This window comes from Mycobacterium sp. OAS707, assembly GCF_014873705.1.
Classification (GTDB): Bacteria; Actinomycetota; Actinomycetes; order Mycobacteriales; family Mycobacteriaceae; genus Mycobacterium.
Genome location: NZ_JADBDS010000001.1, coordinates 139,883 through 164,616 on the forward strand (window position 1 = coordinate 139,883; position 24,734 = coordinate 164,616).

Consider the following 24,734-nt stretch of genomic DNA (forward strand, 5'->3'; position numbering starts at 1 on the left):
TCACCGACCCTTGTTGTCCGGATCCGTCGGGTCTCGCCCCTCGTCGAGGGCGTCCCAGATGGCCCGCTCGGACGGCGCGGTGGCCTGCTCCTCCGCCTGCGCGCTGCGACGTTCGTAACGCGCAGCCTCGGGCTTGGCCCTGGCCGCGGAACGCACCAGCAGCACCGCCGCCGACAGCGTCACCACCGCGGCCACCAACGTGACGATGGCGCCCCCGTAATGGCGCTGAGTGCTGACCAGATTTGTGATCGGCACGTCGGCGAGATGAGCGGCCCGTGGCGCGACGTCTCGGATCACCCACAGGCCGATGGCCAGGTAAGCCATCAGCGCGCTGGCCGCGGCGACGAGCACCGCGAACAACCGCAGCGGCCAGCCACGCACCGCCAGCGCAGCCACCGCGGCCGCCAGCAACAGCACCGCGAGCGGCACCAGCGCTGTCGACCACGCAGCCCCGGTCAGGGCCGTGGTTTTCGGCTGGCCGAGCCCATCGAATGACTGCACGTCGACCCACGCCATCCGCGACGCCACCCACAGCGCCCCGGCGGAAGACAGCAACAGCAGCTGAGCCAGCCGGATCACGGCTCGGTCAGCGTTTCGGCCGCGGCGATCGCGTTCAGCACCGCCTTGGCCTTGTTCGCCGCCTCGGTGTACTCGTACGGGCCGTTGGAGTCGGCCACGACTCCCCCGCCTGCCTGCACGTACGCGGTGCCACCCCGCATCAACGCCGTGCGGATCGCGATCGCGAAGTCGGCGTTTCCCGCGAAGTCCAGATAGCCGAGCACACCGCCGTACAGGCCGCGGCGGGTCTTCTCGACCTCTTCGATCAGTTCCATCGCGCGCACCTTCGGTGCGCCGGACAGCGTGCCCGCCGGGAAGCACGCCGTCACCGCGTCCAACGCCGTCTTGTCGGGCGCGAGCTCCCCGTGCACCGTCGACACGATGTGCATGACGTGGCTGTAGCGCTCGATGTGGCTGTAGTCCTCGACACGCACCGTGCCGGGCCGACATACCCGACCCAGATCGTTTCGCCCCAGATCGACGAGCATCAGGTGCTCGGCGCGTTCCTTGTCGTCGTGCAACAGCTCCTTCTCGAGCAGCGCGTCCTCTTCCTCGGTCGCACCACGCCACCGCGTGCCTGCGATCGGATGCGTCGAGGCCCGACCGTCCTTCACCGTGACCAGCGCCTCGGGGCTGGAGCCGACGATCGAAAAGTCCAGTCCCCCTTCATCATTGGGGACGTTCAGCAGATACATGTAGGGGCTCGGGTTGCTTACCCGCAACATCCGGTAGACGTCGAGCGGATCCGCGTCGGTGTCCATCTCGAATCGCTGCGACGGCACCACCTGGAACGCCTCGCCCGCCTCGATGTCGCCGACGAGCTTCTCGACGATGCGCGTGTAGTCCTCGACCGTGCGCTGCGAGCGGTGCAGCGGCTCGGGCCTGCTGAACGTCGCGACCGTCGAGGGCAGATGTTCGGACAGCGCGGCCGTCATCACGTCCAGGCGCTTCACCGCATCGTCGTACGCCCAGTCCACGCGCTCCTCGGTGCCGTTCCAATTCACCGCGTTCGCGATCAGCGTGATGGTGCCCTCGTGGTGATCGACGGCGGCGATGTCGGTAGCCAGCAGTAGCAGCATGTCCGGCAGCCCGAGGTCGTCGACGGCCAGCGACGGCAGCCGCTCCAACCGCCGGACCATGTCGTAGGCGAAGAACCCGACCAGGCCGGACGACAGCGGCGGCAGGCCGGGCACCGGCTCGGTCTTCAGCAGCTCCAGCGTCGCGCGCAGGGCCTGCAGCGGGTCGCCGCCGCGCGGTGCGTCCTTCGGTGTCGTGCCCAGCCATACCGCCTCGCCGTCGCGCACCGTCAGGGCCGACGGCACGCCCGCGCCGATGAACGACCATCGCGACCATGAGCGACCGTTTTCGGCCGACTCCAGCAAGAAGGTCCCCGGCCGGTTGGCGGCCAGCTTCCGGTACGCCGAGAGCGGGGTCTCGCTGTCGGCCAGCACCTTGCGCGTCACCGGCACCACGCGATGCTCGGCAGCCAGCGCCCTGAAGTCCTCGCGGGAGGTGGTGGTCGCGAGATTGGCGGCGGTTTGCACGCGTCAATCCTCCCAGACGCATCCCAACGCCGAAGACGACGCAGGCGTCAACGGGGTGGTCAGCATGACGGGCGCTTGAGCCATGAAGCGGGGCGTACGGCCGCGGTGCACGTCGGCGGCGTGAGCCGTGAACGGGTGCAGGACGTACATGTCGCCGGGCTCGCCCGTCGCGTAGGCCACGGGGCGCGTGGCGCTCGCCTCGTCGACGATGCGGCCCATCTCAGCCAGCGCGACAGGTTCGTCGGACAGCGCCAGGGCGACGTCGCGATGCGAACCGATGCGAATCCGAGTCGGTGCGTCGTCGGGGCCGACCTCGGACAGCAGTGTCAGCACCAGCACCGTGTGCGGTCGTCCCGTCACCGCCCACGACCCGTCTGGCTGCGGTGTGTTGGCGTCGATGTGCCAGCCCCGGTCATCGTCTGACGGCGCTACCGGGAACCGCACGGGCACATTGCCCAGCGCACCGCGTGGCAACCAGCCGCCCGTCCCGCAGATGCGGTCCAGCGCCTCGGCCAACGCAGGACTGCGCGCGAGCGCGCCGAACGGGCCGGCCCCCGTCTGGTCAGATGCCCACAACACAGGCGCCGACCATGTGTCGGCTTCATCGGGCGACAGATTCAGCTGCTTCCACAGTTCGGCGCGCGCAGCGTCGGCGACCGCCCGCGGCGCGGCCGCTTCGAGCTTGACGTAGCCGTCGGATACGAACGCCTCGAGGTTGACCATCGCGACGAGGCTGGCACGACAACAAAGCACGGCGCCAATGGTTTTCGTCGCAGCGATATTTGCCCGGGCCACCGCTGGGCGTAGCGTGAACGGCCATGACCATCAAGCAGGGTGACCAGGTAACCGATTTCGAACTGCCGGATCAGACAGGCACCGTACGAAGCCTCACCGAGTTGCTCGCCGACGGCCCGATCGTGCTGTTCTTCTACCCCGCGGCGATGACGCCGGGTTGCACCAAGGAGGCCTGTCACTTCCGTGACCTGGCATCGGAGTTCGCAGCCGTCGGCGCCAGCCGCGTCGGGATCAGCGCCGATGCGGTCGAGAAGCAGGCGAAGTTCGCCGACAAGCAGAACTTCGACTATCCGCTGCTCTCGGACACCGAAGGCACCGTCGCCACCCAGTTCGGCGTCAAGCGCGGCCTGCTCGGCAAGTTCATGCCCGTCAAGCGGACCACCTTCGTGATCGACACCGACCGCACTGTGCTCGACGTGATCGCCAGTGAGTTCGGCTTCGAGTCCCATGCCGACAAGGCGCTGGAGGTGTTGAGGCAGCGGCAATCGGCGTGATGGCAGCCCGCAGCCGCAACAACGTCAACATCGTCGGGTCCGACGATGCGCCGACAATCGTGCTGGCCCACGGATTCGGCTGCGACCAACAGCTGTGGCGACTTGTCGTACCCGAACTTGTTCCCAACTTCCGGGTTGTGCTCTTCGATCATGTCGGGTCAGGCGCCGCCGAGCCGGCCGCCTGGGACGCGGAGCGATACGGATCTCTTCAGCAATACGCTGACGACATTCTCGAGATCTTGTCCGAGCTCGACCTACGCGATGTGACGTTCGTCGGGCACTCCGTGGCAGCGATGATGGGAGTGCTTGCGGTGGCCGCAGATCCGAGTCGGTTCGCAAAGCTGGTGCTCTTGACCCCGTCGCCGTGTTACATCGATGACGGCGACTACCATGGCGGCTTCTCACGCAGTGACATCGACGAACTTCTTGAATCGCTGGAGAGCAATTACCTCGGTTGGTCCCGTGCCATGGCGCCGGTGATCATGGGCGCACCCGAACACCCCGAGCTCGCAGACGAACTCACCGACAGTTTTTGCCGGACCGACCCCGAATGCGCCCGTGTGTTCGCGCACGCGACATTTCTCTCCGACAACCGGGGCGATCTGAGCCGCGTTACGGTGCCTGCGCTGGTGATCGAATGTGAACAGGATGCCATTGCCCCACGGGAAGTCGGGGCCTACGTGCACCGGCACATCGAAGGCAGCGAACTCGTCACGCTGAACACCACAGGCCACTGTCCGCACCTAAGCGCCCCGGAAGTCACCGCCAGGGCCATAGTGGCCTTCGCCGGTGCCCCGTGAATATTGCCGACCTCTACGAGAACTCACCATGCGGATACATATCCGCGGGTGCCGATCGCCGGATAATTGCGGTCAATACGACGCTGTCACGATGGCTGGGTTACGAGCCGGATGCACTGACCGGTAAGCCCTTCACCGATCTGCTCACCGCTGGCAGCCGCATCCATTACGAGACACATTTTGAACCGTTGCTGCAGATGAACGGCGAAATATCTGGTATCACAGTGGATTTGGTTACCTCGATCGGCACACGGCTTCCTGTCTTCTTCACCGCCAACGTCAAGGCAGACGCTGACGGACACATCGAGCTACTGCGGATTGTCGTTCAAGACGCCAGCGATCGTCGCTCTTATGAGCGCGAACTGCTCGAAGCGCAACGCGAGGCCGAACTCGAGCGAGCGAGGACTCAAGTACTGGCGCGGACGTTGCAGCGTTCACTGCTGCCACCGACGCTATCGCCATCCGAAGGTCTAGAGGCGCGCGCCTACTTCCACGCCGCCTCGCCCGACGAGGTGGGTGGCGACTTCTACGACTTGTTCGCACTGCCGCACGACAGATCGGGGTTCTTCATCGGTGACGTCTGTGGCAAGGGCGCCAATGCCGCGGCGCTCACATCGCTGACCCGATACACGTTGCGCGCGGCCGCGGTCATCGACGGCGACCCAGTGACGGTGTTGCACAACCTCGACACGGTGTTCCACCAGGAAGTGCTCAGCCGCTCCATGCGGTTCTGCACTGTGATTTTCGGAGTGCTGACTCGATGCGAGGATGGATTCGACGTCCACCTCGCGAATGGTGGGCATCCACCTGCCCTTCTACTCAGCGCCGACGGCGCCGCACATTTCGTGGACCTCGTTGGCGGTCAAGCCGTTGGCATCTCCTCGGCTCCGCGTTTCACCTCGACCCACATCCGTCTCACCGCCGGCGACACGCTTGTGCTCTACACCGACGGTCTTACGGAAGCACGCACCGGAGTTGCCAGTCAGCGTCTCGGTGACGATGCATTGCTCGAGTTGGCTTCGGCCCATTCCCCCGCCTCGGCCGCGACGATCGTCAACGCACTACGTTCGGTTCTGGAGGGGCTGGGCGAGGGTGTCGAAGACGACGCAGCAGTTCTGGCGATAGGCGTGCCCCCGCGGGCCTAGTAGCGTGCGAGTCGTGACGCCGGTCCTGGAACTCGTGGACGTGACGTTTCGCCGCGACGGCAAGCAGATCATCGACGGCATCTCGCTGACGGTGCACGCGGGTGAGCACTGGGCACTGTTGGGTCCCAACGGTGCGGGCAAGAGCACACTGCTCGGCTTCTGCGCAGCGGTCATGTTCCCGACGTCGGGCAGCGTGCGCATCCTCGGCGCGCAGATGGGCCGCGTCGACCTGGCACAGCTGCGGCATTCGATCGGCCACGTGAACCCGCGGCACCGTCTGCAATACGCGCTGACTGTGCGCGACGTTGTGCTCACCGGCATCACCGCGACGATCGACCTGCCGAACCGGTGGACGCCGAGCGCCGACGAACTGCGCCGCGCCGACGACATGATCGCCACCGTCGGCCTGTCGCGCAGAGCCGACGACGTCTGGCCAACCCTGTCTCAGGGTGAGCGCGGCCGCACTCTCATTGCGCGAGCGCTGATTTCGGATCCGAAGCTGCTGCTGCTCGACGAACCCACCACCGGTCTCGACCTGGCAGCTCGCGAGCAGCTACTGGAAACCATCGACACGCTTGACGAGACGCACCCGGAGGTCGCCTCGATCCTGGTGACCCACCATCTCGAGGAGCTGCCGACCACCACGACCCATGCGCTGCTCATCGCCGAAGGCCGCACGGTCGCGGCAGGGCCGGCACGCGAGACGGTGACGACCGAGAATGTCACCGCGGCGTTCTCGCATCCCATCGAGGTCCGGTTCGACGAGGGCAGGTGGATGGCCCGCACCAAGGCCACCCGCATCGACGTCTAGCCGCCAAGCGTGCCGATGGTGAAACACGATGTGCGGCCGCCGTCGACCACCAGGTTGGCTCCCGTGATGTAGCCGGCCTCGTCTGACAGCAGGAACGCGACGGCTGCGGCGATGTCCCCGGCCTGGCCGAAACGGCCCAGCGGGATGGTCGACTCGTTCTCGGCGCGCTCACGGGCCGGGTCGGGCGAGGCTTCGAATTCGGCTGTCAGCATGGGGGTTTCGGTGGTGCCCGGCGAAATACTGTTGACGCGAATACCGTATCCGGCGAGTTCTGCGGCGAAAGCGCGCGTCATCGCCAGCACGCCACCCTTGGTCGCGGTGTAGCCGACGTAGCCTTGCTGACCGAGGATTCCGAGTTCAGAGCCGGTGACGACGATGGCGCCGCCGCCCCGCGGAATCATCCGTCGCGCGGCCTCGCGCACCACGTAGAAGCTGCCCGAGAGGTTGATGTGAAGCTGCCGCAGCCAGTCGTCGTCGGAGAGCGAGATCGCGGGGCCGACGATCGAAACGCCGGCGTTGCTGAAGACCGCGTCGACGGGACCGAGCGTCTCGGCGCGATCGAACGCGGCGGCCACCTGGCGTGCGTCTGCGACATCGGCCGCGATGGCGAGCGCGGACGACCCGGTATCGCGGCATACGGCCGCCGCCTCGTCGAGGTCGTCACCCGGCAGGGCGACGAGCGCAACGGCAGCGCCCTCTCCCGCGAGTTTGAGCGCCGTGGCGCGACCGATTCCAGAACTGGCGCCAGTGACGAGGGCGATCCGATCAGCGAAGCGAGGCATCGTCACAGTGTGGCGTCTCGGCCGAACGTGAGCCCGTTGACGAGAAGATCGCCAAATGTCGAGCGGTAACGAACGTTCGGCGCGATCGGCGTTTTACACTTCGCCAGCGAACCGAACAGGAAGGGGCTGAGCGTGTCGAGAAGTGGATCGCCGACGATGAAGGCGTTGCACTTGGCCGGAGAGATCGGGGTCTTCGCCGCCGTGGTGTGGCTCGTCGTGGTGCGCCACATCGTCGCGATGTCCACCGACGCGGAAGACGCCGTAAACGCGTTGGCCTGCGTGGCGCTTGGCGGGTGTTTCCTATTGGAGGCAGCAGGAGCGCCGACCCTGACGCGAAAGGTCCGGGATGGCTGGATTGGCCGCACGCTCATCGCCGGCTTCCGCACGTTCAATGGCAGACACGAAAAGTTCGTCGCAAAGTTTCGAGCCGGACTTGTCGGTTGGGGCTCGGCGTGCCTTGTCTGTGGCGTGCTGTCGTCGGGACTGTTGGCCACGGTCCTCCTCGTCCCTGGCGCGCGTCGCGGGCCGCAATTGCAGCAACCGTTGTCCGCGGCGGGAGGCGTGTTCTTAGGGCTGACCCTGATCACCATCGGGGTCGTCTATCTGCGGTGCCGACGCATTTTGGCCACGCCAGCGGAGCGCGCCTAATCCTCCGGACTGAGCAGGACGTCGGCGTCGAAGCACGTGTGATCGCCGGTGTGGCATGCGGCGCCGACCTGATCGACCTCGAGCAGGACGGTGTCGCCGTCACAGTCCAGCCGCACCGAATGCACGTGCTGAGTGTGACCCGACGTCTCGCCCTTCACCCACTGCTGCTGCCGCGAGCGCGAATAGTAAGTGGCCCTTCGGGTTTCGAGTGTGCGGGCCAGCGCTTCGTCGTCCATCCACGCCACCATCAGCACCTGACCGGTACCGCGTTCCTGCACCACAGCGGTGAACAACCCGTTTGCGTCTCGTTTCAGTCGCGACGCGATGCCTGCATCCAGCGTCACCTCACCACGATCCCTTCCGATGCCATCGCCGCCTTCACCTGGCCGATGGTCAACTCCCCGAAGTGGAACACGCTGGCGGCCAGCACGGCGTCTGCTCCTGCAACAACCGCGGGCGCGAAATGTTCCACCGCGCCCGCGCCGCCGCTGGCGATCACCGGAACCGATACCGCGCCACGGACGGCCCGCAGCATCTTCAGGTCGAAACCGGCCTTGGTGCCGTCGAAGTCCATCGAGTTGAGCAGGATCTCCCCCACGCCGAGTTCGGCGCCACGCGTGGCCCATTCGATCGCGTCGATGCCGGTGCCTCGCCTGCCGCCGTGCGTGGTGACCTCCCAGCCCGATGCGGTCGGCGGCTCGCCTTCCGGCACGGTGCGCGCGTCGACGGAAAGCACGATGCATTGGGAGCCGAACTGGCGCGACAGCTCGCCGAGCAGTGCGGGGCGGGCGATCGCCGCCGTGTTGACCGACACCTTGTCCGCTCCGGCCCGCAGCAGCGCATCGACATCTTCTACCGAGCGCACACCGCCTCCGACAGTGAGCGGGATGAACACCTGCTCGGCGGTGTGCTTGACGACCTCCAACATCGTCGCCCTGCCTGCCGAGGACGCGGTAACGTCGAGGAAGGTCAGCTCGTCGGCGCCCTCCTTGTCGTAGCGGGCAGCCAGTTCGACGGGATCGCCTGCGTCACGCAGGTTTTGGAAGTTGACACCCTTGACCACCCGGCCGTCGTCAACATCCAGGCACGGGATGATCCGCACCGCAAGGTCTTTGGGATCCATCAGTAACTCCCCGGATCACCGGCGGAATTCAAAATCTCGAGGAGCTCGCCGTGCACGCCGGGCGCGCCGACGACCGCCGAACGTGATTTCGTGGTCCACGCGCTGCCGTCGAGGTCGGTGACCACGCCCCCCGCTGAACGCACCAGCGCGACGCCGGCCGCGTGATCCCACACATGGGCTCCGAAACTTATTGCGCCGCCCAGGATTCCGGCCGCCGTGTAGGCGAGATCGATGCCCGTCGCACCATGCATCCGCATTCGCGAGCACGATCTGCTCAGATTCTCGATCACCGCGAGCCGGTAGCGGCCCGGCACCCGGCCACGGGAGTCGATGTTGAAGGTGCTGAGTCCCACGATGGAGTCAGACAACTTCGACGGCTGCAGCCGTGGCTGCTCGATGCCGCTACTGCGCAGCGGTTTACCGACCACCGCGGTGAACCGCTCGCCGGTGAACGGCACCCAGGTCAACCCGGCGACGGGTTCGCCGTCGCGGACCAGGCCGAGCAGGATTGCCGCCATCGGTGAGCCCGCGGCGTAGTTGAATGTGCCGTCGATCGGGTCGAGCACCCACACCAGCGGAGAATCGACGTCGGCGCCGCCGAATTCTTCGCCGTGCACCTCGATGCCGGTCTTGGTGGTCAGCGCCTCGACCACCTGCCGCTCGATCGCCAGGTCGACCTCGGTGGCGAAGTCGTTGCCTTTCTTCTGCACCGCGGAGTCGGCACGGTGGCCGTCGATGAACGGCACCGCTGCGGCATCGAGGATGGCGGCAGCCTCGTACACCAGTGCGTCGAGGTCGGTGTCGTCCAGTGCCATCGGCGGCCTACTGCGCTACCGCGGCCAGCGCCTGCGGCAGCGTGAATCGTCCGGCGTACAGCGCCTTTCCGACGATCGCACCTTCTACGCCGCGGTCGACCAGGGTGGCGATGGCGCGAAGGTCGTCCAGGCTGGAGACCCCGCCGGAGGCGATCACCGGCGCGTCGGTGCGCTCGGTGACCTTGCTGAGCAGTTCGAGGTTGGGACCGTTGAGCGTGCCGTCCTTGGTGACGTCGGTGACGACGAATCGCGAACATCCTTCGCGATCAAGGCGTTCCAGCACATCCCAGAGGTCGCCGCCGTCGGTTTCCCAACCGCGGCCACGGAGTCGGTGCTCGCCGTCAACGATTTTGACGTCCAGGCCGACTGCGACCTTCTCGCCGTGTTCGGCGACGACCTTGGCGCACCACTGCGGGTTCTCCAGCGCCGCGGTGCCGAGATTGACGCGGGCACATCCGGTGGCCAGCGCCGCGGTCAGCGAATCGTCGTCACGGATGCCGCCCGACAGTTCGACGGCGACGTCGAGCTTGCCGACCACTTCGGCCAGCAGGTCGCGGTTGGAGCCGCGGCCGAACGCGGCGTCGAGGTCGACGAGGTGAATCCATTCGGCGCCGTCGCGCTGCCATGTCATGGCGGCATCCAGCGCCGAGCCGTAGTCGGTCTCGCTGCCTGCCTGGCCCTGCACCAAGCGGACAGCCTTGCCGTCAACGACGTCGACAGCGGGCAACAGAATCAAAGACACGGGCTCAACCTAGTGCTCCGACCCAGTTGGTCAGCAATTCGGCTCCGGCGTCGCCGCTCTTCTCCGGGTGAAACTGCGTGGCGGACAGGGGTCCGTCCTCGACGGCGGCGAGGAACGGCACGGTGTGGGTGGCCCAGGTCAATAGCGCGTCTTGGTCGCCCTCCCACTGCTGGGCGGCATAGGAGTGCACGAAGTAGAACCGGGTGGTGGAGCCGATGCCCTTGAACAGGGTCGATCCCGCAGGAGCGTCGACGACGTTCCAGCCCATGTGCGGAATTACCGGGGCGTCGAGTCGCACAACGGCGCCCGGCCACTGCCCGCAGCCGGTGGTCTGCTGGCCGAACTCCACCCCGCGCGCGAACAGGATCTGCATCCCGACGCAGACACCGAGCACCGGTCGGCCTGCCGCGACGCGGTCGGCGATGATCTTGTCCCCGCTGATCTTTCGCAGCCCCGTCATGCACGCCTCGAACGCGCCGACGCCCGGCACCATCAGTCCGTCGGCGGTCATCGCCGCGTCGACGTCGGCAGTGACCTCGACGTCGGCACCCACCCGCTGCAGCGCCCGCTGCGCCGAGCGCAGATTGCCCGAGCCGTAGTCGAGCACGACGACTTTCTTTGTCACAGCGTGCCTTTGGTCGAGGGCACACCGCTGACCCGGGGGTCGTATTCGACGGCCTGGCGCAGCGCGCGGGCCACGGCCTTGTACTGCGCTTCGGTGATGTGGTGCGGGTCGCGACCGTAAAGCGTGCGTACGTGCAACGCGATGCGGGCGTTGAACGCCAGCGATTCGAAGACGTGCCGGTTGACCACGGTGTGGTACGGCGCGGCCGAACCGGCGATCGTGAACTCCACCATGAACTCCGGCTCGCCGGTGTGCACGAAATACGGCCGCCCCGATACATCGACGGCCGCGTGCGCGAGCGTCTCGTCCATCGGGATCCACGCGTCGCCGAACCGGCGGATGCCCTTCTTGTCGCCGAGCGCCTGACCGAGCGCCTGGCCAAGCACGATCGCGGTGTCCTCGATGGTGTGGTGTCCCTCGATCTCGATGTCGCCCTTGGCCTGCACGCTCAGGTCGAAGCTGGCGTGGCTGCCCAGCGAGGTCAGCATATGGTCGAAGAACGGAACGCCGGTGTCGATGTCGACGATGCCGGTGCCATCGAGGTTCAGCTCGACGACGATGTCGGATTCCTTGGTCTTGCGCTCGATTCTCGCGCGACGTGGCTCGGTCACTGTGCTCCTATTTCGGCGCTCGCCTTGAGCAGCGCATCGTTCTCCTCGGCCAGCCCTGTGGTGGCGCGCAAGTATCCAGGAATGCCGACGTCGCGTATCAGGATGCCGGCGTCGAGGTAGCGCTGCCAGGTCGCGGGCGCGTCGGCGAACTCGCCGAACAGCACGAAGTTGGCGTCGCTGGGAATGACCCGGAAACCCATGTCGGTCAAGGCTTCTGTGACGCGATCGCGCTCGGCGATCAACTTCGCGACGCTACCCAGCGTGTCGTCGGCGTGGCGCAGCGCGGCGCGAGCGGCCGCCTGGGTGACCGACGACAGGTGGTACGGCAGGCGCACCAGCAGCATCGCGTCGATGACTGCAGGCGCGGCGATCAGATAACCGAGCCTGCCGCCGGCGAACGCGAACGCCTTGCTCATCGTGCGCGTGACGACCAGCTTGGTCGGATACTCGTCGATGAGCTTGACCGCACTCGGCTGCGAGGAGAACTCGCCGTAGGCCTCGTCCAGGATCAGGATGCCCTTGGGCTGAGACGACAGAGCGTCGAGCAGCCGACTCAGCTCGTCCAGCGGAACGCTTTGTCCGGACGGGTTATTCGGGCTGGCAACGAACACGATGTCGGGGCTGTGTTCGTGTATGGCGGCAACAGCCACCTCCACGTCGAGGCCGAAGTCCTCGGCGCGGTTCGCCACCAGCCATGCCGTCTGCGTGCCGTCCGAAATGATCGGATGCATCGAATACGACGGCACGAAGCCGATCGCGCTGCGGCCCGGTCCGCCGAACGCCTGCAACAGCTGCTGCAGAATCTCATTGGAACCGTTTGCCGCCCAGAGGTTCTCGACGCTCAGGTCGGTACCCGTCTGCGCGCTCAGGTAGGCGGCCAGGTCAGTACGCAAGGCCACCGCATCACGGTCGGGATAGCGGTGCAGATCGCCTGCGACCGCCTGCACCGAAGCCGTCACGTCGTCGATCAAGGCCAGGGTGGGTGGATGCGGGTTCTCGTTGGTGTTGAGCCGCACCGGAACGTCCAATTGGGGTGCGCCGTAAGGCGATTTGCCGCGCAGATCCTCACGCAGCGGCAGGTCGGCGAGCGTCACTTTCTTGCCTACCGTCACCTTTCGAACCTCCGCCGCACCGCTTCGCCATGTGCCGGCAAGTTTTCGGCCTGGGACAAGGTGATGACGTAGCCGGACACATCCTTCAGGGCAGCCTCGTCATAGTCGACGACGTGGATGCCCTTGAGGAAGGTCTGCACGGACAAGCCGCTCGAGTGCCGTGCGCAGCCGGCAGTGGGTAGCACGTGGTTGGAGCCGGCGCAGTAGTCGCCGAGGCTGACCGGCGAATACGCTCCGACGAAAATCGCTCCCGCCGAACGGATCCGGTTGGCCACTTCGCGTGCTTCGTCGGTCTGGATCTCCAGGTGTTCGGCGGCGTAGGCGTTGACCGTGCGCACCCCGGCGTCGACGTCGTCGACGAGGACGATCGCCGACTGCTTGCCGGTCAGCGCTGTGGTCACTCGCTCGCGGTGCACAGTCGTCTGCAGCTGGTTGGCCAGCTCGCGGTCGGTCGCGTCGGCCAGCGTCACGCTGTCGGTGACGAGCACGCTGGCTGCCATCTCGTCGTGTTCGGCCTGGCTGATCAGGTCCGCTGCGACGTGCGCGGGGTCTGCGGTGTGGTCGGCCAGGATCGCGATCTCCGTCGGCCCGGCTTCCGCGTCGATGCCGACCTGCGAACGGCAGATCCGCTTGGCGGCGGTGACGTAGATGTTGCCCGGCCCGGTGATCATGTCGACGGGCGCGAGCTCGGCACCGTCGGTGTCGGCGCCGCCGTATGCCAGTAGCGCGATGGACTGCGCGCCGCCAACCGCCCACACTTCGTCGACACCCAGCAGCTTGGCGGCGGCCAGGATGGTCGGATGCGGCAAGCCGCCGAACTCGGCCTGCGGCGGGCTGGCGATCACCAGCGAGTCAACGCCCGCGATCTGCGCCGGCACCACGTTCATCACCACACTCGACGGGTAGACGGCGTTGCCGCCCGGCACGTAGAGGCCGACGCGCTCCACGGGCACCCAGCGTTCGGTGACCGTCGCGCCGGGCGCGAGGGTGGTCGTGGTGTCGGTGCGCCGTTGGTCGGCGTGCACGGCGCGGGTCCGGTCGATGGCCACCTGCAGCGCCGCGCGCACATCTGAGTCGAGTGCGGCCAGTGCGCCGTCCAGCTCGCTCGCCGGTACCCGCACAGTCGCGGGCCGAACGCCGTCGAAGGATTGGCCGTAGTCGAGGGCGGCCTCTGCGCCCCGCTCGGCGACCGCGTCCACGATCGGGCGCACGGTAGGCACCACCGCGTCCACGTCAACGCCGCCGCGTGGCAACGCGGCACGCAGCTGCGCCGCGCCGAGGGCGCGGTTGCGCAGGTCGATGCGGGTCATCCTGATCGGGGTCATCGACTCGATTGTCCCTGATCGGGCTATCCGAACAAAAATCCATTACCGATGACGGCTACATTCATCGTCATGGCCGCTGCATCTCGTAAAGACCATCCCAATAACGCGCCGGGTGTGCCGATGGTGTTTCCGGTCGCCGTCGAGAACTTCCAGGTCAAGTACTTCAACCCGATCATCAAGCCGATCGCGAAGTTTCTGCCGGGAATGTCGACCATCTCCCATCGTGGCCGCAAGTCGGGCAAACAGTATGAAACCGTCGTCACCGCGTTCCGCAAGGGCAATCAGGTGGCGATTGCCCTTGGCCACGGGAAGACGGACTGGGTCAAGAACGTGCTGGCCGCGGGCGAGGCCGACCTGCGCTTCGTCCGCAAAGAAGTGCATCTGACAAATCCGCGGATCGTCCCGGCGGGCAGCAGCGCCGAGGGGCTGCCGTTCATGGCTCGAGTGCAGGCGAAAAACGTCGCGATCTTCGTCGCCGATATCGCTTGACCACGCTGACAGACTGACCTCATGGCGTGGGAAGTCTGGCTGACGTTTTTTGGCGCGGCGATCGCGATCAGCGTGTCTCCTGGCGCGGGTGCCATTCAATCGATGGCGACCGGCCTTACGCACGGGGTGCGGCGCGGCTACTGGAGCATCCTCGGGCTCGAGGTCGGGCTGATGCTGCAACTCGCGCTCGTAGCGATCGGGCTCGGTGCCGCGGTTGCCAATTCGATCCTGGCGTTCAACATCATCAAATGGATCGGCGTGGCGTATCTGGTGTATCTGGCTGTGCGCCAATGGCGTACAGCGACCATCGATCTCCGCGAGCAGGTCAGCAAGGCGATGGACGGCGGCCGCGTCGCGCTGCTGGTACGCGGATTTCTCGTCAACGCCACCAACCCAAAGGGTTTGGTGTTCTTTCTCGCGGTGCTGCCCCAGTTCGTGGTGCCGACTCAACCGCTGCTGCCGCAATATCTCGCCGTCGGCGTGACGATGGTCGCGGTCGACCTCGTCGTCATGGGCCTCTACACCGGCCTGTCGGTACGACTGCTGAAGTGGCTGCAGACGCCGCGCAAGCAAACGATTCTGAACCGGGTGTTCTCCGGATTGTTCGCCACCGCGGCGGTGGTGCTATCGCTGGTACGCCGCGGTGTGGCTACGGTCTGACGTGCGCGGTCAGCGCTTCGACCCCCGGGCCGGACAGTTGCCGTAGCCCCGCCTGCCGTCCGGTCAGCACCAGCAGGAGCGCGGAAATGGGTCCGGTGATTTCGGGGCCCTCGCCCGCGGACCAGTCGATATCGGTTGCGACGTAACGGAACTGCTTGAGGTCGCGCTTTGCGCCGAACGGCCACCCCATGGTCCACACCCGCTCGGTTCCGGCGCGGGCTGCTTCCAGCGGCATGTCGCGCGCGAGTCCGAGCGGAATCGCGATGTCCTGGCCGTGCACCAGGATGTCGAACACGATGTTGCGGTAGTTGGTCCCTGGTGGCAGCCGCCGCGACGCGGCATGCTCACGCAACTCGGCGACCAGGTCGACGCCCGGTTGCTCGGCGTGGCGCACCGATACGTCGTGGTTGAGCTTGTGGAACCGGCCCCCGGCGCGCACGGCTTCGACCACCATGGTCAATGGGCTCGGCGGCTGGGGGGCAAGGGCGACGTGGGCGGTGACGTCCCTGACCCGCCACCCGTCGCATAACGACGGCGAGTTCCATTGGTCCTCGGTGAGCCCCTCGAGCAGGTCGGCCAGGCTGAGGCGCTCCTGTTCGATTACCCGCCAACTGGTTTCGGCGTCCACCGTGCGTATATTAGTCAGGTATCCTGACTACATGCAAGAGCCCGCGATCAACTTCGGTCTGCTGCTGTTCATCCCCTACCGGCATATGGAGAGCCGAATCCTGCAGGCCATCAAGGACGCCGGGTTCGATGACGTGACACTGGCCCAGGCTCGCGTCTTTCAGCGCATCGCGCCAGGTGGGTCGCGACTCACCGACCTGGCCGAGCAGGCCCAGATGACCAAGCAGAGCGCCGCCGGCCTCGTCGACGAACTCGAGCGCATGGGCTACGTGCGTCGGGTGCCGGATCCCAGCGACCGGCGCGCCCGGCTCATTCAAATCGACAAGCGCGGCTTGCAGGCCGGCAAGGCCGCGCAAGAGGCACACGACGCCATTGCGGCCGAGTGGCGCTCACACCTCGGCATCCGACGTTTCGGCCAGCTGCGCGAGGCACTCGAAGACCTCCGCGCGATCACCGATCCGTTCGCGTGAACACCGTCTTGCCCGTCATCGCGGGCCACGCCTGCGCCGCGTCCTCCCACGCCACGACCCTGTCGACGGCCGGGGCGAGATCGCAATGCGCCGTTAGCAATTCGAGGATCTCCGGGATCACGGCGCGGGCGTTGACCCGGCCCGTGACGAATCGCAATCCGCGGGTGTACATCGAAAGCAGCGGCATCTCGACCGCGCCTTGGTAGTAGATGCCGGTGTCGGTGCACACCCCGTCGGGCCAGGTGGCGCGCATCGTCGCCGCGAGCACCGCGGGATCGGCCGTGGTGTGCACGGTGATCGGGTACGGGTCCCACGACTTGTCCGGCTTCGATCGGTCATGGCTTGTGGCGCCCAACTTCTCGGCCATGGCCAGTCGCTGCGGGTCGGTGTCCACATAGTCGACCTGCGCGCCGTAGGCCGAGGCAAAGGCGGCGGCATACAACCCGATCGACAGGCGGCCAGCCACCAGCACACGACGCTCGGCGGGGTCGAGTGCGGCCAGTTCCGCACGATATGGACCGATCGCGCGCCAGCCGTCGGGGATGTTGTCCGACAACGACGCGATGGCCACCGGGTCGACACCGTCGGGCAGCGGAACCAGCATCGCGTCCGCATAGGGCACCAGCAGCAGGTCGGCCATGAACCCGCCGCCATCGAGGCCCGCCGACGGCGCCATGCCGTACATCGCCATCAGCGGCAGCGACGCACACGACCCCGTCGCACCGCGACGGCACGCCACGCACGTGCCGCAGCTGATCTGGAACGGCACGACGACCCGGTCGCCCACCTTGACGCTGTGGACGGTGTCACCGATGGCCACGACCTCGGCGACCCCCTCATGGCCGACCGCGTGCCCGGGCGGCATCGGCAACCGTCCCTCGGCGACCGCGACGTCGAGGTCGCAACACGCCACGGCCACCGGGCGCACGATCGCCTGTTCTGGTGTGGTGATCTGCGGATCGGGCGCGTTTCGCCAGGCGTATTCGCCTGCGGCCTCGAACATCAGCTGGTGCATGGCAGACCTTTCTTTAGCGACCTTTCAAGTATTGTTGAGCGATCTTTCAAGTAAAGTCAAGGCATGCCTCGCCCGGATCGAAGCCGCGCCGCGCTGCTGGACAGCGCCGCCCTGCTGTTCCGCAGGCAGGGGTACGCCGCGACCGGGGTCAACCAAATCCTGGAGTCCGCCGACGTCAAGGCGGGCTCGCTGTATCACCACTTCCCCGACGGCAAGCAGGAGCTCGCCGCTGCTGTCGTGGACACCGTCGGCGCCGACATCGAGCGACGGTTGCGGTCCTTCCTCGACAGCGACCTGGCGGTCCCCGACATCGTCGAAGGATGGATCGATTTGATGAGCGCCGGGCTGAGCTCCGATCAGCGCGACGGCTGCCCCATCGAGCCCATCGCCACCGAGTCGGTCAACGCCAGCGCGCAGGTGCGCGAAGCTTCGGCGCGGGCCTTCGGCGGCTGGCGTTCGGCCGTCGCGGACCGGCTACGCCGCGACGGCTGGCCCGACGACGACGCACAGCAGACCGCGCTCGCCGTGATCGCGCTCCTCGAAGGCGCGCTGATCCTCTCGCGGATCGCCGGCGACGCCGCCGCACTGAGTGCCGCCAAGGCGGCCGCGCGCACTCTGCTCAGCCCGGCGAGCTAAGCCAACGCGTAGGTGAGTTCGACGTCCGCTCGCCGAGGCGGCGATCGCTCGGGAAAATGCACTGGCGCTTTTCCCGCGTTTCGCGTAAATTAACGAATCCGTCAAGCGGTGGCGTTCCCAATGACCAATGCCGCGGCGTCGCCGCCGTGTCGGACACAGTTAGCCAGTTCGCCAAATACGTTTGAGTTGTCTTTTAACCCAGTAAAAGCGGCTTGAATGCCTGTCGTGGAACTGTTGCTAATTTCGTTATTTGCACAGTTCGGTGAGTTTGGTGTTGGCCGCGTCGGCTTCCTTTAATCGCGCTGCCTGCTCCGGCTGGGAGTTCGGTGACCCTGCGGTGGCGTTCGCGCCAATGTCCATCAACAAATTGGCAAACTTTTTCACCGTGTCCGTGAGATCTGGCGGGGTAGCCGGGTCGAGGCGGGTCAGCAGGTACTGGCCGCCGTCGTACAGCGAGATCCTGGCATTGGCCGCCACTGCCAGGCTGCCGGTGACATCCTCCGGGCCACCGGGCGCTTGCAGATTGGTGTTGAGCGACACGCCCTTACGCACCACATCGGTCGCGGTGCAGATCTTCTGCTTCGCATCGGCGCGCTGTGCGCCGGAGTAGTTCGGCGAGTCCGGCGTGCCTTCGCGCAGCATTCGAATCAGCAGCCAGCCCGACAGCACGGCCGCGACGAGGGCGATGACAAGGGTGACGGCAAGCAGAATCTGCATCGAGCGCGACCCCCCACCATGCGGATACACGACCGTGGACTCATCATCTGCTCGCTGCGCCATGAGGGGATAGTAGCGGCGCCACCTTCGAACAAGCGCCGGGCTGCCCCCGCGAGTCGCTGGACGACGGTTTCGCTGTGCGGTTTGCAGCCATATTCGAATTACCGCCGTCAAAAGCCTTTCGGACCCTTGAAAAAGTGATAAATATGTTGCTCAGATTGGTATTGCAATTAGCCAGTCATCCGCACGAGGGGCCCTTTAGGGGAAGGAATCGGCAATGACGATTGCCAGCAAAACAACGGTGTTCACCGCGGCAGTTGCGGTAGGTGTTCTCGCAGCCGGCAGTTCCGCCTATTCGACCGGGCAAACGCCAATTCCGTCGACATCGGCAAAGCAGGTGACAATTCCCGCCGGCCCGAACCTCGCAGCTCTGGTTACGCCCAACACCTTGTTCGGAGGCGTCAGCGGTCTGTCGACCGGCAGCAGTCCGGCCGCGGGTGGCGGTGCGGCATCCATCGTGACGGCGGTGGTCGGTGGCACTGGCTCCGCTGCGCCGACTGGCCAGACCGCGGCGTCGCAATCGAGCCCCAACCTCGTCGCCCCGACGATCTTCGCGCGCTCGGCCGCGGCGCCGACCGGCGGCGGTCCCGCCGCCACCACCAGTGGTGCGACCACATTCGCAGCGGCGCGAACGGCCAGCACCGCGGCCTCCACGCTCGCTGGACCGGCAGCGTCGCCCACCCTCGTGCCGGCCTCGGCGCTCAACTCGGTCGCCGGTCTGATCGGTGGGATCGTCGGCATATTCATCAGTAACGGCACCGAGGAGCACCCGAACGCCGGGCTTTTGATCGGAAACGGTTGGGATGCGACGAATGGCCAGAACGGCGGCAACGGCGGTCTGCTCTTGGGCAGCGGCGGGGACGGCGGCAACGGAACACTGTCGGATCCCGACGGCGGTGACGGGGGACACGCGGGTCTGATCGGCAACGGCGGCGCGGGCGGCAACGGCTTCGTTCAGATCGGCGTCGGCGTCACGGGCGGCAAGGGCGGCAACGGCGGCAACGGCGGCGTGCTGGTCGGTAGTGGAGGTGCAGGCGGAACCGGTGGCGGCGTGCTGGGCAGTGGCACTGGCGGGGCAGGCGGCGACGGCGGCAACTCCGGCAATGTGTTCGGCAACGCAGGCGACGGTGGCGCGGGCGGGGCCGTGCTCACCGTCGCGGGCAGCGCAACCGGCGGCGCAGGCGGCAATGGCGGTCACACGTCGGTACTCGGCACCGGCGGGAACGGTGGCGCAGGCGGCGCCGCCACGAACGTCGGAGGTGCGGCAACCGGCGGCGCAGGAGGCAACGGCGGTGACGGCGGAATCGTCACCGGCAACAGCGGTTCCGGCGGCAGCGGCGGTACCGCCACCACCACCGCGGGCACCGCCACCGGCGGCGCTGGCGGCGATGGCGGCAACACCGGCGGCTTCAGCAACGCGGGCGACGGCGGCAGCGGCGGTGGCGCCACCACGACCGTCGGTAACGCGAATGCCGGTGACGGCGGTAACGGCGGACATGCCACAGGCGCGGGGGCCGGTGGCAGCGGCGGCTCGGGCGGCGACGCGAAGAGCGGTCTCGGCAATGCCAACGGCGGTGACGGCGGCGACGCCGGCCAGGGCGGCGGCCTCTATGGCCCGGGCGGCACCGGCGGCAAGGGTGGCAGCGGGACGACCAGCCTCGGCACCGGCACGGGCGGCACCGGCGGCACTGGCGGAGCCAGCGGCCCGACATGGCGCGGCGGCGACGGCGGAGACGGCGGCAACGGAACGTCCAAGTCGGGCACCGGCCTCGGTGGTAACGGCGGCGACGGCGGCCATGGTGGCCTCGGCGCGCCCGGTGGAGCAGGCGGCAAGGGCGGGACCGGAACGGGTACTAGCAAGGCCAGCGGCGACGGCGCCGACGGCCACGACGGCGCTGACGGCTAGAGGTCCAGGCCGATATCCAATACGCGTACGGAGTGGGTGAGGGCGCCGACGGATAGGTAGTCGACGCCCGTCCCCGCGTACTCTGCGGCAGACTCCAACGACAGCCCGCCCGACGACTCGAGTTTCGTTGCGGGGGAACGGGAGTCGCGGCGCTGCACCGCGATCTGCGTCTGCCACACCGGAAAGTTGTCCAACAGGATCAACTCGACATCTTCAGCGAGCACCTCGTCGAGTTGCTCGAGCGAGTCGACCTCGACCTCGTACTCCAGCTCCGGTGCGGCGGCCCGGACCGCGCGCAGGGCGGCCACCACCGAACCGGCAGCGGCGACGTGGTTGTCCTTGATCAGCGCGGCGTCGCCAAGACCCATCCGGTGGTTGACTCCCCCGCCGACGCGTACCGCGTACTTCTGCAGCGCGCGAAGCCCTGGCAGCGTCTTGCGGGTGTCGCGGATCTTCGCCTTGGTGCCGTCGACCGCATCCACCCACGCCGCGGTCGACGTCGCGATGCCCGACAGGTGACACACCAGGTTGAGCATCGTGCGCTCCGCCGTGAGCAGCCCTTGTGTCGGCGCCTCGACGACGAGCAGAACCCCACCGGCGCCCAGACGTGCACCGTCTTCGACCCGCTCCTTGACGCGGTAGCCGTCGGGTCCGATCACTTCGTCGAGCACCAGCAGCGCGATGTCGACGCCGGCGATCACACCGGGCTCACGGGTGGCCATCGACGCGGTTGTCGTCGCATCGCCGGGCACGGTCGCCAGCGTGGTGACATCGGGGCCATAACGCAGGTCTTCTTCAAGGCCGCGGGCGATCACCCTTCGAGCTTCGGTCAGCTCGTCAGCACTGAGCTCCATCAGCAGGCCACCGCCGGAACCAAGCTGTGAGCCAATGCCGGGTCGGTGTTCGGATAATCCGAACGGTGATGGCAGCCACGGGATTCGGTGCGAGACAACGCGGCCGCCGCCACGGCGCCCGCGGTCGTGGTCAGTGCGACATCCTCGAAGTCGCCGCGGGACTTGAGAACACGCGATGTCGCGGTGTCGAGTTCTTTCGCGAGCCGTTCCAGGCCGTCACCGTCGCGCACCACCGAGGCGTACCGCGACATCGCCCGCTGCAGATCCGCCCGCGGTAGGGCACGTCGTTGTGAGAGGTCGGGCAACGTCGCGCGGCTCGGTCCGGCGGCCACGGCATGCTCGGCCGCGGCCCTGCCCGCTCGACGACCGACGACCAAGCCCTCGAGAAGGCTGTTGGACGCCAATCGGTTTGCGCCATGCAACCCCGTGCGCGCCACCTCCCCTGCGGCGAACAGGCCCGCCAGTGCCGTGCGGCCATCCACGTCGGTGACGACACCACCGCAGCTGTAATGCGCGCCAGGCACGACCGGAATCGGCTGGCGCGTCGGATCGATTCCCGCTGCCAGGCAGGCCGCCGTCACGGTGGGGAACCGCCGCTGGAAACCCTCGATGGCACGCGCGTCGAGATACACGCAGGGATCGCCGGTTTCCACCATTCGCGCGTCGATGGCTGCCGCCACTACGTCCCGCGGCGCGAGGTCGCCCATCGGATGCACTCCGGCGGTCACCGAATTGCCTTGTCGGTCAATGAGTATCGCACCTTCACCGCGAACCGCCTCGGTGATCAGCGGGCGCCGGCCACCCGCATCGCCGTCAAACAGCATCGTGGGGTGAAACTGAATGAACTCGAGGTCGCTGACCGCCAGCCCGGCCCACATCGCCAACGCAATGCCGTCCCCGGTCGAGCCCTCCGGGTTCGTGGTCGCGGTGTAGAGATGTCCGAGCCCGCCGGTAGCCAGGATCACCGACGGCGCGTGCACGATGCCGAGTCCGTCGTCGTTGAGCACGAGCACACCCGTGATCGCGCCGTCGGCCTGAAGCAGCTCCAGCGCAACGTGATTGCGCCGAATATCCAACAGGGCCGCGGCATGATCGAGTGCCCGCTGCACCTCCGCTCCCGTGGCGTCACCGCCGGCGTGAATGATCCGACGCCGAGAATGTCCGCCTTCGCGGGTGAGCGCCCACTGCCCTGGCGCCGCTTCGTCGAACCGCGCGCCGTCGTCGACGAGCGCGGCGACCGCGCGGTAGCCGTCGGCCACTATCGAACGCACCGCAGCCGGGTCACACAGCCCGGCACCAGCCGCCAGCGTGTCGGCGATGTGCTGGTCGATCGAGTCACCGTCTTCGCGTAGCGCGTCCGGCAGCACGACGGCGATGCCGCCCTGCGCGTAGAACGTCGCGGTCTCACTGGCCTTGCTCAGCACCACCACTTTTTGCCCGCTGCGATGCGCGGCCAGCGCGGCGACGAGGCCGGCCACTCCTGTGCCGATGACGACGACGTCGGCACGCTGCTGCCAGTAACCCTGACCCCCACACGCCGCGATCATTCGCCGCCGCCGGGTGTCCCGATCTCGATCATCCGCTGCACGCTGGCACGGGCCAGCCGGGCGGTCTCGGGATCGACGTCGACCTCGTCGCGGCCTTCCACCAGACAGCGCAGCAGGGCGGCGGGAGTGATCATCTTCATGTACTTGCACGACGCCCGGTCATTGACGGCGCGGAAGTCGACTTCCGGTGCGGCGCGCCGTAATTGGTGCAGCATGCCGACCTCGGTGGCGACCAGCACCTGACGGGCATGAGTCTCGCGCGCCGCGTCCAGCATGCCACCGGTGGACAGGATCTTGACCCGGTCTTCGGGGAAGGCGCCTTCGCCTGCCAGGTACAGAGCCGATGTGGCGCAACCACATTCGGGGTGCACATAGAGTTCCGCGTCGGGGTGAGTGCGGGCCTGGTCGGCGAGTTCGTCACCGTTGATGCCTGCGTGCACATGGCACTCGCCAGCCCACACGTGCAGGTTCTTGCGGCCCGTTACCCGCCGCACGTGGGCGCCGAGGAACTGGTCGGGGCAGAACAGGACCTCGCGGTCGTCGGGGATCGACGCGACGACCTCGACCGCGTTCGAGGATGTGCAGCAGATGTCGGTCTCGGCCTTAACTGCCGCGGTGGTGTTCACGTAGGAGACGACGACGGCGCCGGGATGCTCGGCTTTCCATGCCCGCAACTCGTCGGCGGTGATCGAGTCGGCCAGCGAGCAGCCCGCACGCTGATCCGGGATCAGGACGGTCTTTTCGGGGCTGAGGATCTTGGCCGTCTCGGCCATGAAGTGCACACCGCAGAACACGATCGTGTTCTCGGGCACATCGGCCGCAATCCGCGACAGCGCCAGCGAGTCACCGACGTGGTCGGCGACGTCCTGAATGGCCGGCAATTGGTAGTTATGGGCCAGTAGCGTGGCGCCGCGCAAGTCGGCCAGACGCCGTACCTCGGCAGCCCATTCCTCGTCGCCGTCGACACCGGAATATCCGGTCGGACCAGCAACAATTCGGTCCGCAAGATCGTTAGCAGGCATGCGGTCAAGAACCGTCACTGCCGCCTCCTTAACTCCAACCAGGTTTTCGACTTATAATCGAAAACATGTCTCATATTAGCACCGCCCATGAGGTGCTCGCAGTCGTGTTCCAGGTTCGCGATGTCGGCTCCGGGAAACCCGCACTTCACGTGCTGTTGTGGCAACGTGCACTCGAGCCCGAAGTCGAAAAGTGGTCGCTGCCCGGGGGCCGGCTCGGCGTGGACGAGGATCTGACCAGCTCGGTCCGGCGGCAGCTCGCCGAGAAGGTGGACCTGCGTGAACTTGCTCACCTCGAGCAATTGGCTGTGTTTTCCGACCCCAACCGCGTGCCCGGCGCCCGCACCATCGCTTCGACGTTCCTCGGGCTGGTGCCCTCCCCCGCGACGCCAGAGTTGCCACCGGACACGCGCTGGCACCCTGTCAGCGATCTGCCGCAGATGGCGTTCGACCACGGCCCGATGGTGGAACACGCCCGCACCCGGTTGGTCGCCAAGCTGTCGTATACCAACATCGGATTCGCTTTGGCGCCAAAAGAATTCGCATTGTCGGCGCTTCGCGACATCTACAGCGAGGCGCTGGGCTATCAAGTCGACGCCACAAATCTTCAGCGCGTGCTGGAGCGTCGCAACGTCATCACCCGCACCGGCACCACGGCGCGTTCTGGGCGCAGCGGGGGCCGTCCTGCCGCGCTGTATCGCTTCACCGACTCGCGCTACCGGGTTACCGACGAATTCGCGGCACTACGCCCGCCAGGGTGAGTCGGCTGGCTTCTTAATGCCTTCTTAAGGTAAGAATGACCGG

Annotated in this window: 29 protein-coding genes; 11 read left to right on the top strand and 18 right to left on the bottom strand. The window is 67.0% G+C overall.

Annotated elements, in window-relative coordinates; translation table 11 throughout:
* Genes GGC64_RS00650 through GGC64_RS00660 form a run of 3 tightly spaced genes read right to left on the bottom strand, consistent with a single transcriptional unit; the run spans position 1 to position 2,825 of the window.
* On the bottom strand, positions 1 to 579 hold the full coding sequence (locus GGC64_RS00650; protein WP_192720536.1) for a TIGR02234 family membrane protein: 579 nt from the start codon (positions 577 to 579) through the stop codon (positions 1 to 3).
* Positions 576 to 2,102: an anthranilate synthase component I gene (locus GGC64_RS00655; RefSeq protein WP_192720537.1), complete on the bottom strand. Its 1,527-nt coding sequence runs from the start codon at positions 2,100 to 2,102 to the stop codon at positions 576 to 578. The genes GGC64_RS00650 and GGC64_RS00655 overlap by 4 nt, the downstream gene beginning before the upstream one ends.
* A gap of 3 nt (positions 2,103 to 2,105) precedes the next feature.
* Positions 2,106 to 2,825, bottom strand: coding sequence for a mitomycin antibiotics/polyketide fumonisin biosynthesis protein (locus GGC64_RS00660; protein WP_192720538.1), 720 nt, complete (start codon positions 2,823 to 2,825; stop codon positions 2,106 to 2,108).
* A 101-nt stretch (positions 2,826 to 2,926) separates the two neighbouring features.
* Here GGC64_RS00660 and GGC64_RS00665 point away from each other — a divergent pair, with 101 nt between their 5' ends.
* From GGC64_RS00665 to GGC64_RS00680, 4 genes are read left to right on the top strand one after another with little or no spacing between them, the layout of a single operon-like run.
* Positions 2,927 to 3,391 (top strand): peroxiredoxin, encoded by a 465-nt coding sequence (locus GGC64_RS00665; protein WP_192722336.1) that lies wholly within the window; start codon positions 2,927 to 2,929, stop codon positions 3,389 to 3,391.
* Complete coding sequence (locus GGC64_RS00670) at positions 3,391 to 4,191, top strand: alpha/beta fold hydrolase (protein WP_192720539.1); 801 nt, start codon at positions 3,391 to 3,393, stop codon at positions 4,189 to 4,191. The genes GGC64_RS00665 and GGC64_RS00670 overlap by 1 nt, the downstream gene beginning before the upstream one ends.
* Positions 4,188 to 5,336 (top strand): SpoIIE family protein phosphatase, encoded by a 1,149-nt coding sequence (locus GGC64_RS00675; RefSeq protein ID WP_192720540.1) that lies wholly within the window; start codon positions 4,188 to 4,190, stop codon positions 5,334 to 5,336. The genes GGC64_RS00670 and GGC64_RS00675 overlap by 4 nt, the downstream gene beginning before the upstream one ends.
* Before the next feature lie 13 nt (positions 5,337 to 5,349).
* Positions 5,350 to 6,147 carry an ATP-binding cassette domain-containing protein gene (locus tag GGC64_RS00680; RefSeq protein ID WP_192720541.1) on the top strand — a complete coding sequence of 266 codons (798 nt, stop codon included), beginning with the start codon at positions 5,350 to 5,352 and terminating at the stop codon, positions 6,145 to 6,147.
* Here the strand turns inward: GGC64_RS00680 and GGC64_RS00685 are convergent.
* The gene (locus GGC64_RS00685; protein ID WP_192720542.1) at positions 6,144 to 6,929 is read right to left on the bottom strand and encodes an SDR family NAD(P)-dependent oxidoreductase; all 786 of its coding nucleotides are present in this window, start codon (positions 6,927 to 6,929) and stop codon (positions 6,144 to 6,146) included. The genes GGC64_RS00680 and GGC64_RS00685 overlap by 4 nt on opposite strands.
* Positions 6,930 to 7,061: 132 nt before the next feature.
* Here GGC64_RS00685 and GGC64_RS00690 point away from each other — a divergent pair, with 132 nt between their 5' ends.
* Positions 7,062 to 7,577 carry a hypothetical protein gene (locus GGC64_RS00690; RefSeq protein WP_192720543.1) on the top strand — a complete coding sequence of 172 codons (516 nt, stop codon included), beginning with the start codon at positions 7,062 to 7,064 and terminating at the stop codon, positions 7,575 to 7,577.
* Here the strand turns inward: GGC64_RS00690 and hisI are convergent.
* The 8 genes from hisI to hisD are packed head-to-tail and all read right to left on the bottom strand — an operon-like array spanning position 7,574 to position 13,915.
* Positions 7,574 to 7,921, bottom strand: a complete 348-nt coding sequence (hisI, locus tag GGC64_RS00695) for a phosphoribosyl-AMP cyclohydrolase (RefSeq protein WP_192720544.1) — start codon at positions 7,919 to 7,921, stop codon at positions 7,574 to 7,576. The two genes, GGC64_RS00690 and hisI, sit on opposite strands and share 4 nt — an antisense overlap.
* Positions 7,918 to 8,700, bottom strand: a complete 783-nt coding sequence (gene hisF, locus GGC64_RS00700) for an imidazole glycerol phosphate synthase subunit HisF (protein WP_192720545.1) — start codon at positions 8,698 to 8,700, stop codon at positions 7,918 to 7,920. Before hisF ends, hisI begins: the two co-directional genes overlap by 4 nt.
* On the bottom strand, positions 8,700 to 9,515 hold the full coding sequence (locus GGC64_RS00705) for an inositol monophosphatase (RefSeq protein WP_192720546.1): 816 nt from the start codon (positions 9,513 to 9,515) through the stop codon (positions 8,700 to 8,702). Before GGC64_RS00705 ends, hisF begins: the two co-directional genes overlap by 1 nt.
* A 7-nt stretch (positions 9,516 to 9,522) precedes the next feature.
* Positions 9,523 to 10,257: a bifunctional 1-(5-phosphoribosyl)-5-((5-phosphoribosylamino)methylideneamino)imidazole-4-carboxamide isomerase/phosphoribosylanthranilate isomerase PriA gene (priA, locus tag GGC64_RS00710; protein ID WP_192720547.1), complete on the bottom strand. Its 735-nt coding sequence runs from the start codon at positions 10,255 to 10,257 to the stop codon at positions 9,523 to 9,525.
* 4 nt (positions 10,258 to 10,261) lie between these two features.
* Positions 10,262 to 10,882: an imidazole glycerol phosphate synthase subunit HisH gene (gene hisH / locus GGC64_RS00715; protein ID WP_192720548.1), complete on the bottom strand. Its 621-nt coding sequence runs from the start codon at positions 10,880 to 10,882 to the stop codon at positions 10,262 to 10,264.
* The gene (gene hisB / locus GGC64_RS00720; protein ID WP_192720549.1) at positions 10,879 to 11,493 is read right to left on the bottom strand and encodes an imidazoleglycerol-phosphate dehydratase HisB; all 615 of its coding nucleotides are present in this window, start codon (positions 11,491 to 11,493) and stop codon (positions 10,879 to 10,881) included. Before hisB ends, hisH begins: the two co-directional genes overlap by 4 nt.
* The gene (locus tag GGC64_RS00725; protein WP_192720550.1) at positions 11,490 to 12,605 is read right to left on the bottom strand and encodes a histidinol-phosphate transaminase; all 1,116 of its coding nucleotides are present in this window, start codon (positions 12,603 to 12,605) and stop codon (positions 11,490 to 11,492) included. Before GGC64_RS00725 ends, hisB begins: the two co-directional genes overlap by 4 nt.
* Positions 12,602 to 13,915: a histidinol dehydrogenase gene (hisD, locus tag GGC64_RS00730; protein ID WP_192722337.1), complete on the bottom strand. Its 1,314-nt coding sequence runs from the start codon at positions 13,913 to 13,915 to the stop codon at positions 12,602 to 12,604. Before hisD ends, GGC64_RS00725 begins: the two co-directional genes overlap by 4 nt.
* Positions 13,916 to 13,999: 84 nt before the next feature.
* Here hisD and GGC64_RS00735 point away from each other — a divergent pair, with 84 nt between their 5' ends.
* Together GGC64_RS00735 and GGC64_RS00740 are read left to right on the top strand one after the other, a co-directional pair.
* Positions 14,000 to 14,419, top strand: a complete 420-nt coding sequence (locus tag GGC64_RS00735) for a nitroreductase family deazaflavin-dependent oxidoreductase (protein ID WP_192720551.1) — start codon at positions 14,000 to 14,002, stop codon at positions 14,417 to 14,419.
* A 21-nt stretch (positions 14,420 to 14,440) separates the two neighbouring features.
* Entirely contained in the window at positions 14,441 to 15,079 is a 639-nt protein-coding gene (locus GGC64_RS00740; RefSeq protein WP_192720552.1) for a LysE family transporter, read from the top strand.
* Here the strand turns inward: GGC64_RS00740 and GGC64_RS00745 are convergent.
* The gene (locus tag GGC64_RS00745; protein ID WP_192720553.1) at positions 15,069 to 15,707 is read right to left on the bottom strand and encodes a maleylpyruvate isomerase family mycothiol-dependent enzyme; all 639 of its coding nucleotides are present in this window, start codon (positions 15,705 to 15,707) and stop codon (positions 15,069 to 15,071) included. The two genes, GGC64_RS00740 and GGC64_RS00745, sit on opposite strands and share 11 nt — an antisense overlap.
* A gap of 31 nt (positions 15,708 to 15,738) precedes the next feature.
* On the opposite strand from GGC64_RS00745, the gene GGC64_RS00750 reads away from it, so the two are divergent.
* Positions 15,739 to 16,176 carry a MarR family winged helix-turn-helix transcriptional regulator gene (locus GGC64_RS00750; protein ID WP_192720554.1) on the top strand — a complete coding sequence of 146 codons (438 nt, stop codon included), beginning with the start codon at positions 15,739 to 15,741 and terminating at the stop codon, positions 16,174 to 16,176.
* Here GGC64_RS00750 and GGC64_RS00755 read toward each other — a convergent pair.
* Positions 16,157 to 17,191 (bottom strand): zinc-binding dehydrogenase, encoded by a 1,035-nt coding sequence (locus GGC64_RS00755; protein ID WP_192720555.1) that lies wholly within the window; start codon positions 17,189 to 17,191, stop codon positions 16,157 to 16,159. The two genes, GGC64_RS00750 and GGC64_RS00755, sit on opposite strands and share 20 nt — an antisense overlap.
* A 63-nt stretch (positions 17,192 to 17,254) precedes the next feature.
* Here GGC64_RS00755 and GGC64_RS00760 point away from each other — a divergent pair, with 63 nt between their 5' ends.
* Positions 17,255 to 17,827, top strand: a complete 573-nt coding sequence (locus tag GGC64_RS00760) for a TetR/AcrR family transcriptional regulator (RefSeq protein WP_192720556.1) — start codon at positions 17,255 to 17,257, stop codon at positions 17,825 to 17,827.
* Positions 17,828 to 18,073: 246 nt separating this feature from the next.
* On the opposite strand, the gene GGC64_RS00765 is transcribed toward GGC64_RS00760, so the two are convergent.
* Positions 18,074 to 18,607 carry a hypothetical protein gene (locus GGC64_RS00765; protein WP_370581920.1) on the bottom strand — a complete coding sequence of 178 codons (534 nt, stop codon included), beginning with the start codon at positions 18,605 to 18,607 and terminating at the stop codon, positions 18,074 to 18,076.
* A gap of 214 nt (positions 18,608 to 18,821) precedes the next feature.
* Between GGC64_RS00765 and GGC64_RS00770 the strand changes: the two genes are divergently transcribed.
* On the top strand, positions 18,822 to 20,510 hold the full coding sequence (locus GGC64_RS00770; RefSeq protein WP_192720557.1) for a PGRS repeat-containing protein: 1,689 nt from the start codon (positions 18,822 to 18,824) through the stop codon (positions 20,508 to 20,510).
* Here GGC64_RS00770 and nadC read toward each other — a convergent pair.
* The 3 genes from nadC to nadA are packed head-to-tail and all read right to left on the bottom strand — an operon-like array spanning position 20,507 to position 23,933.
* Positions 20,507 to 21,364: a carboxylating nicotinate-nucleotide diphosphorylase gene (gene nadC / locus GGC64_RS00775; protein ID WP_192720558.1), complete on the bottom strand. Its 858-nt coding sequence runs from the start codon at positions 21,362 to 21,364 to the stop codon at positions 20,507 to 20,509. The genes GGC64_RS00770 and nadC overlap by 4 nt on opposite strands.
* The gene (locus GGC64_RS00780; RefSeq protein WP_192720559.1) at positions 21,364 to 22,911 is read right to left on the bottom strand and encodes an L-aspartate oxidase; all 1,548 of its coding nucleotides are present in this window, start codon (positions 22,909 to 22,911) and stop codon (positions 21,364 to 21,366) included. Before GGC64_RS00780 ends, nadC begins: the two co-directional genes overlap by 1 nt.
* On the bottom strand, positions 22,908 to 23,933 hold the full coding sequence (nadA, locus tag GGC64_RS00785; protein ID WP_192722339.1) for a quinolinate synthase NadA: 1,026 nt from the start codon (positions 23,931 to 23,933) through the stop codon (positions 22,908 to 22,910). Before nadA ends, GGC64_RS00780 begins: the two co-directional genes overlap by 4 nt.
* A gap of 65 nt (positions 23,934 to 23,998) precedes the next feature.
* Here nadA and GGC64_RS00790 point away from each other — a divergent pair, with 65 nt between their 5' ends.
* Positions 23,999 to 24,691: an NUDIX domain-containing protein gene (locus GGC64_RS00790; protein ID WP_192720560.1), complete on the top strand. Its 693-nt coding sequence runs from the start codon at positions 23,999 to 24,001 to the stop codon at positions 24,689 to 24,691.
* Positions 24,692 to 24,734: the final 43 nt, after the last annotated feature.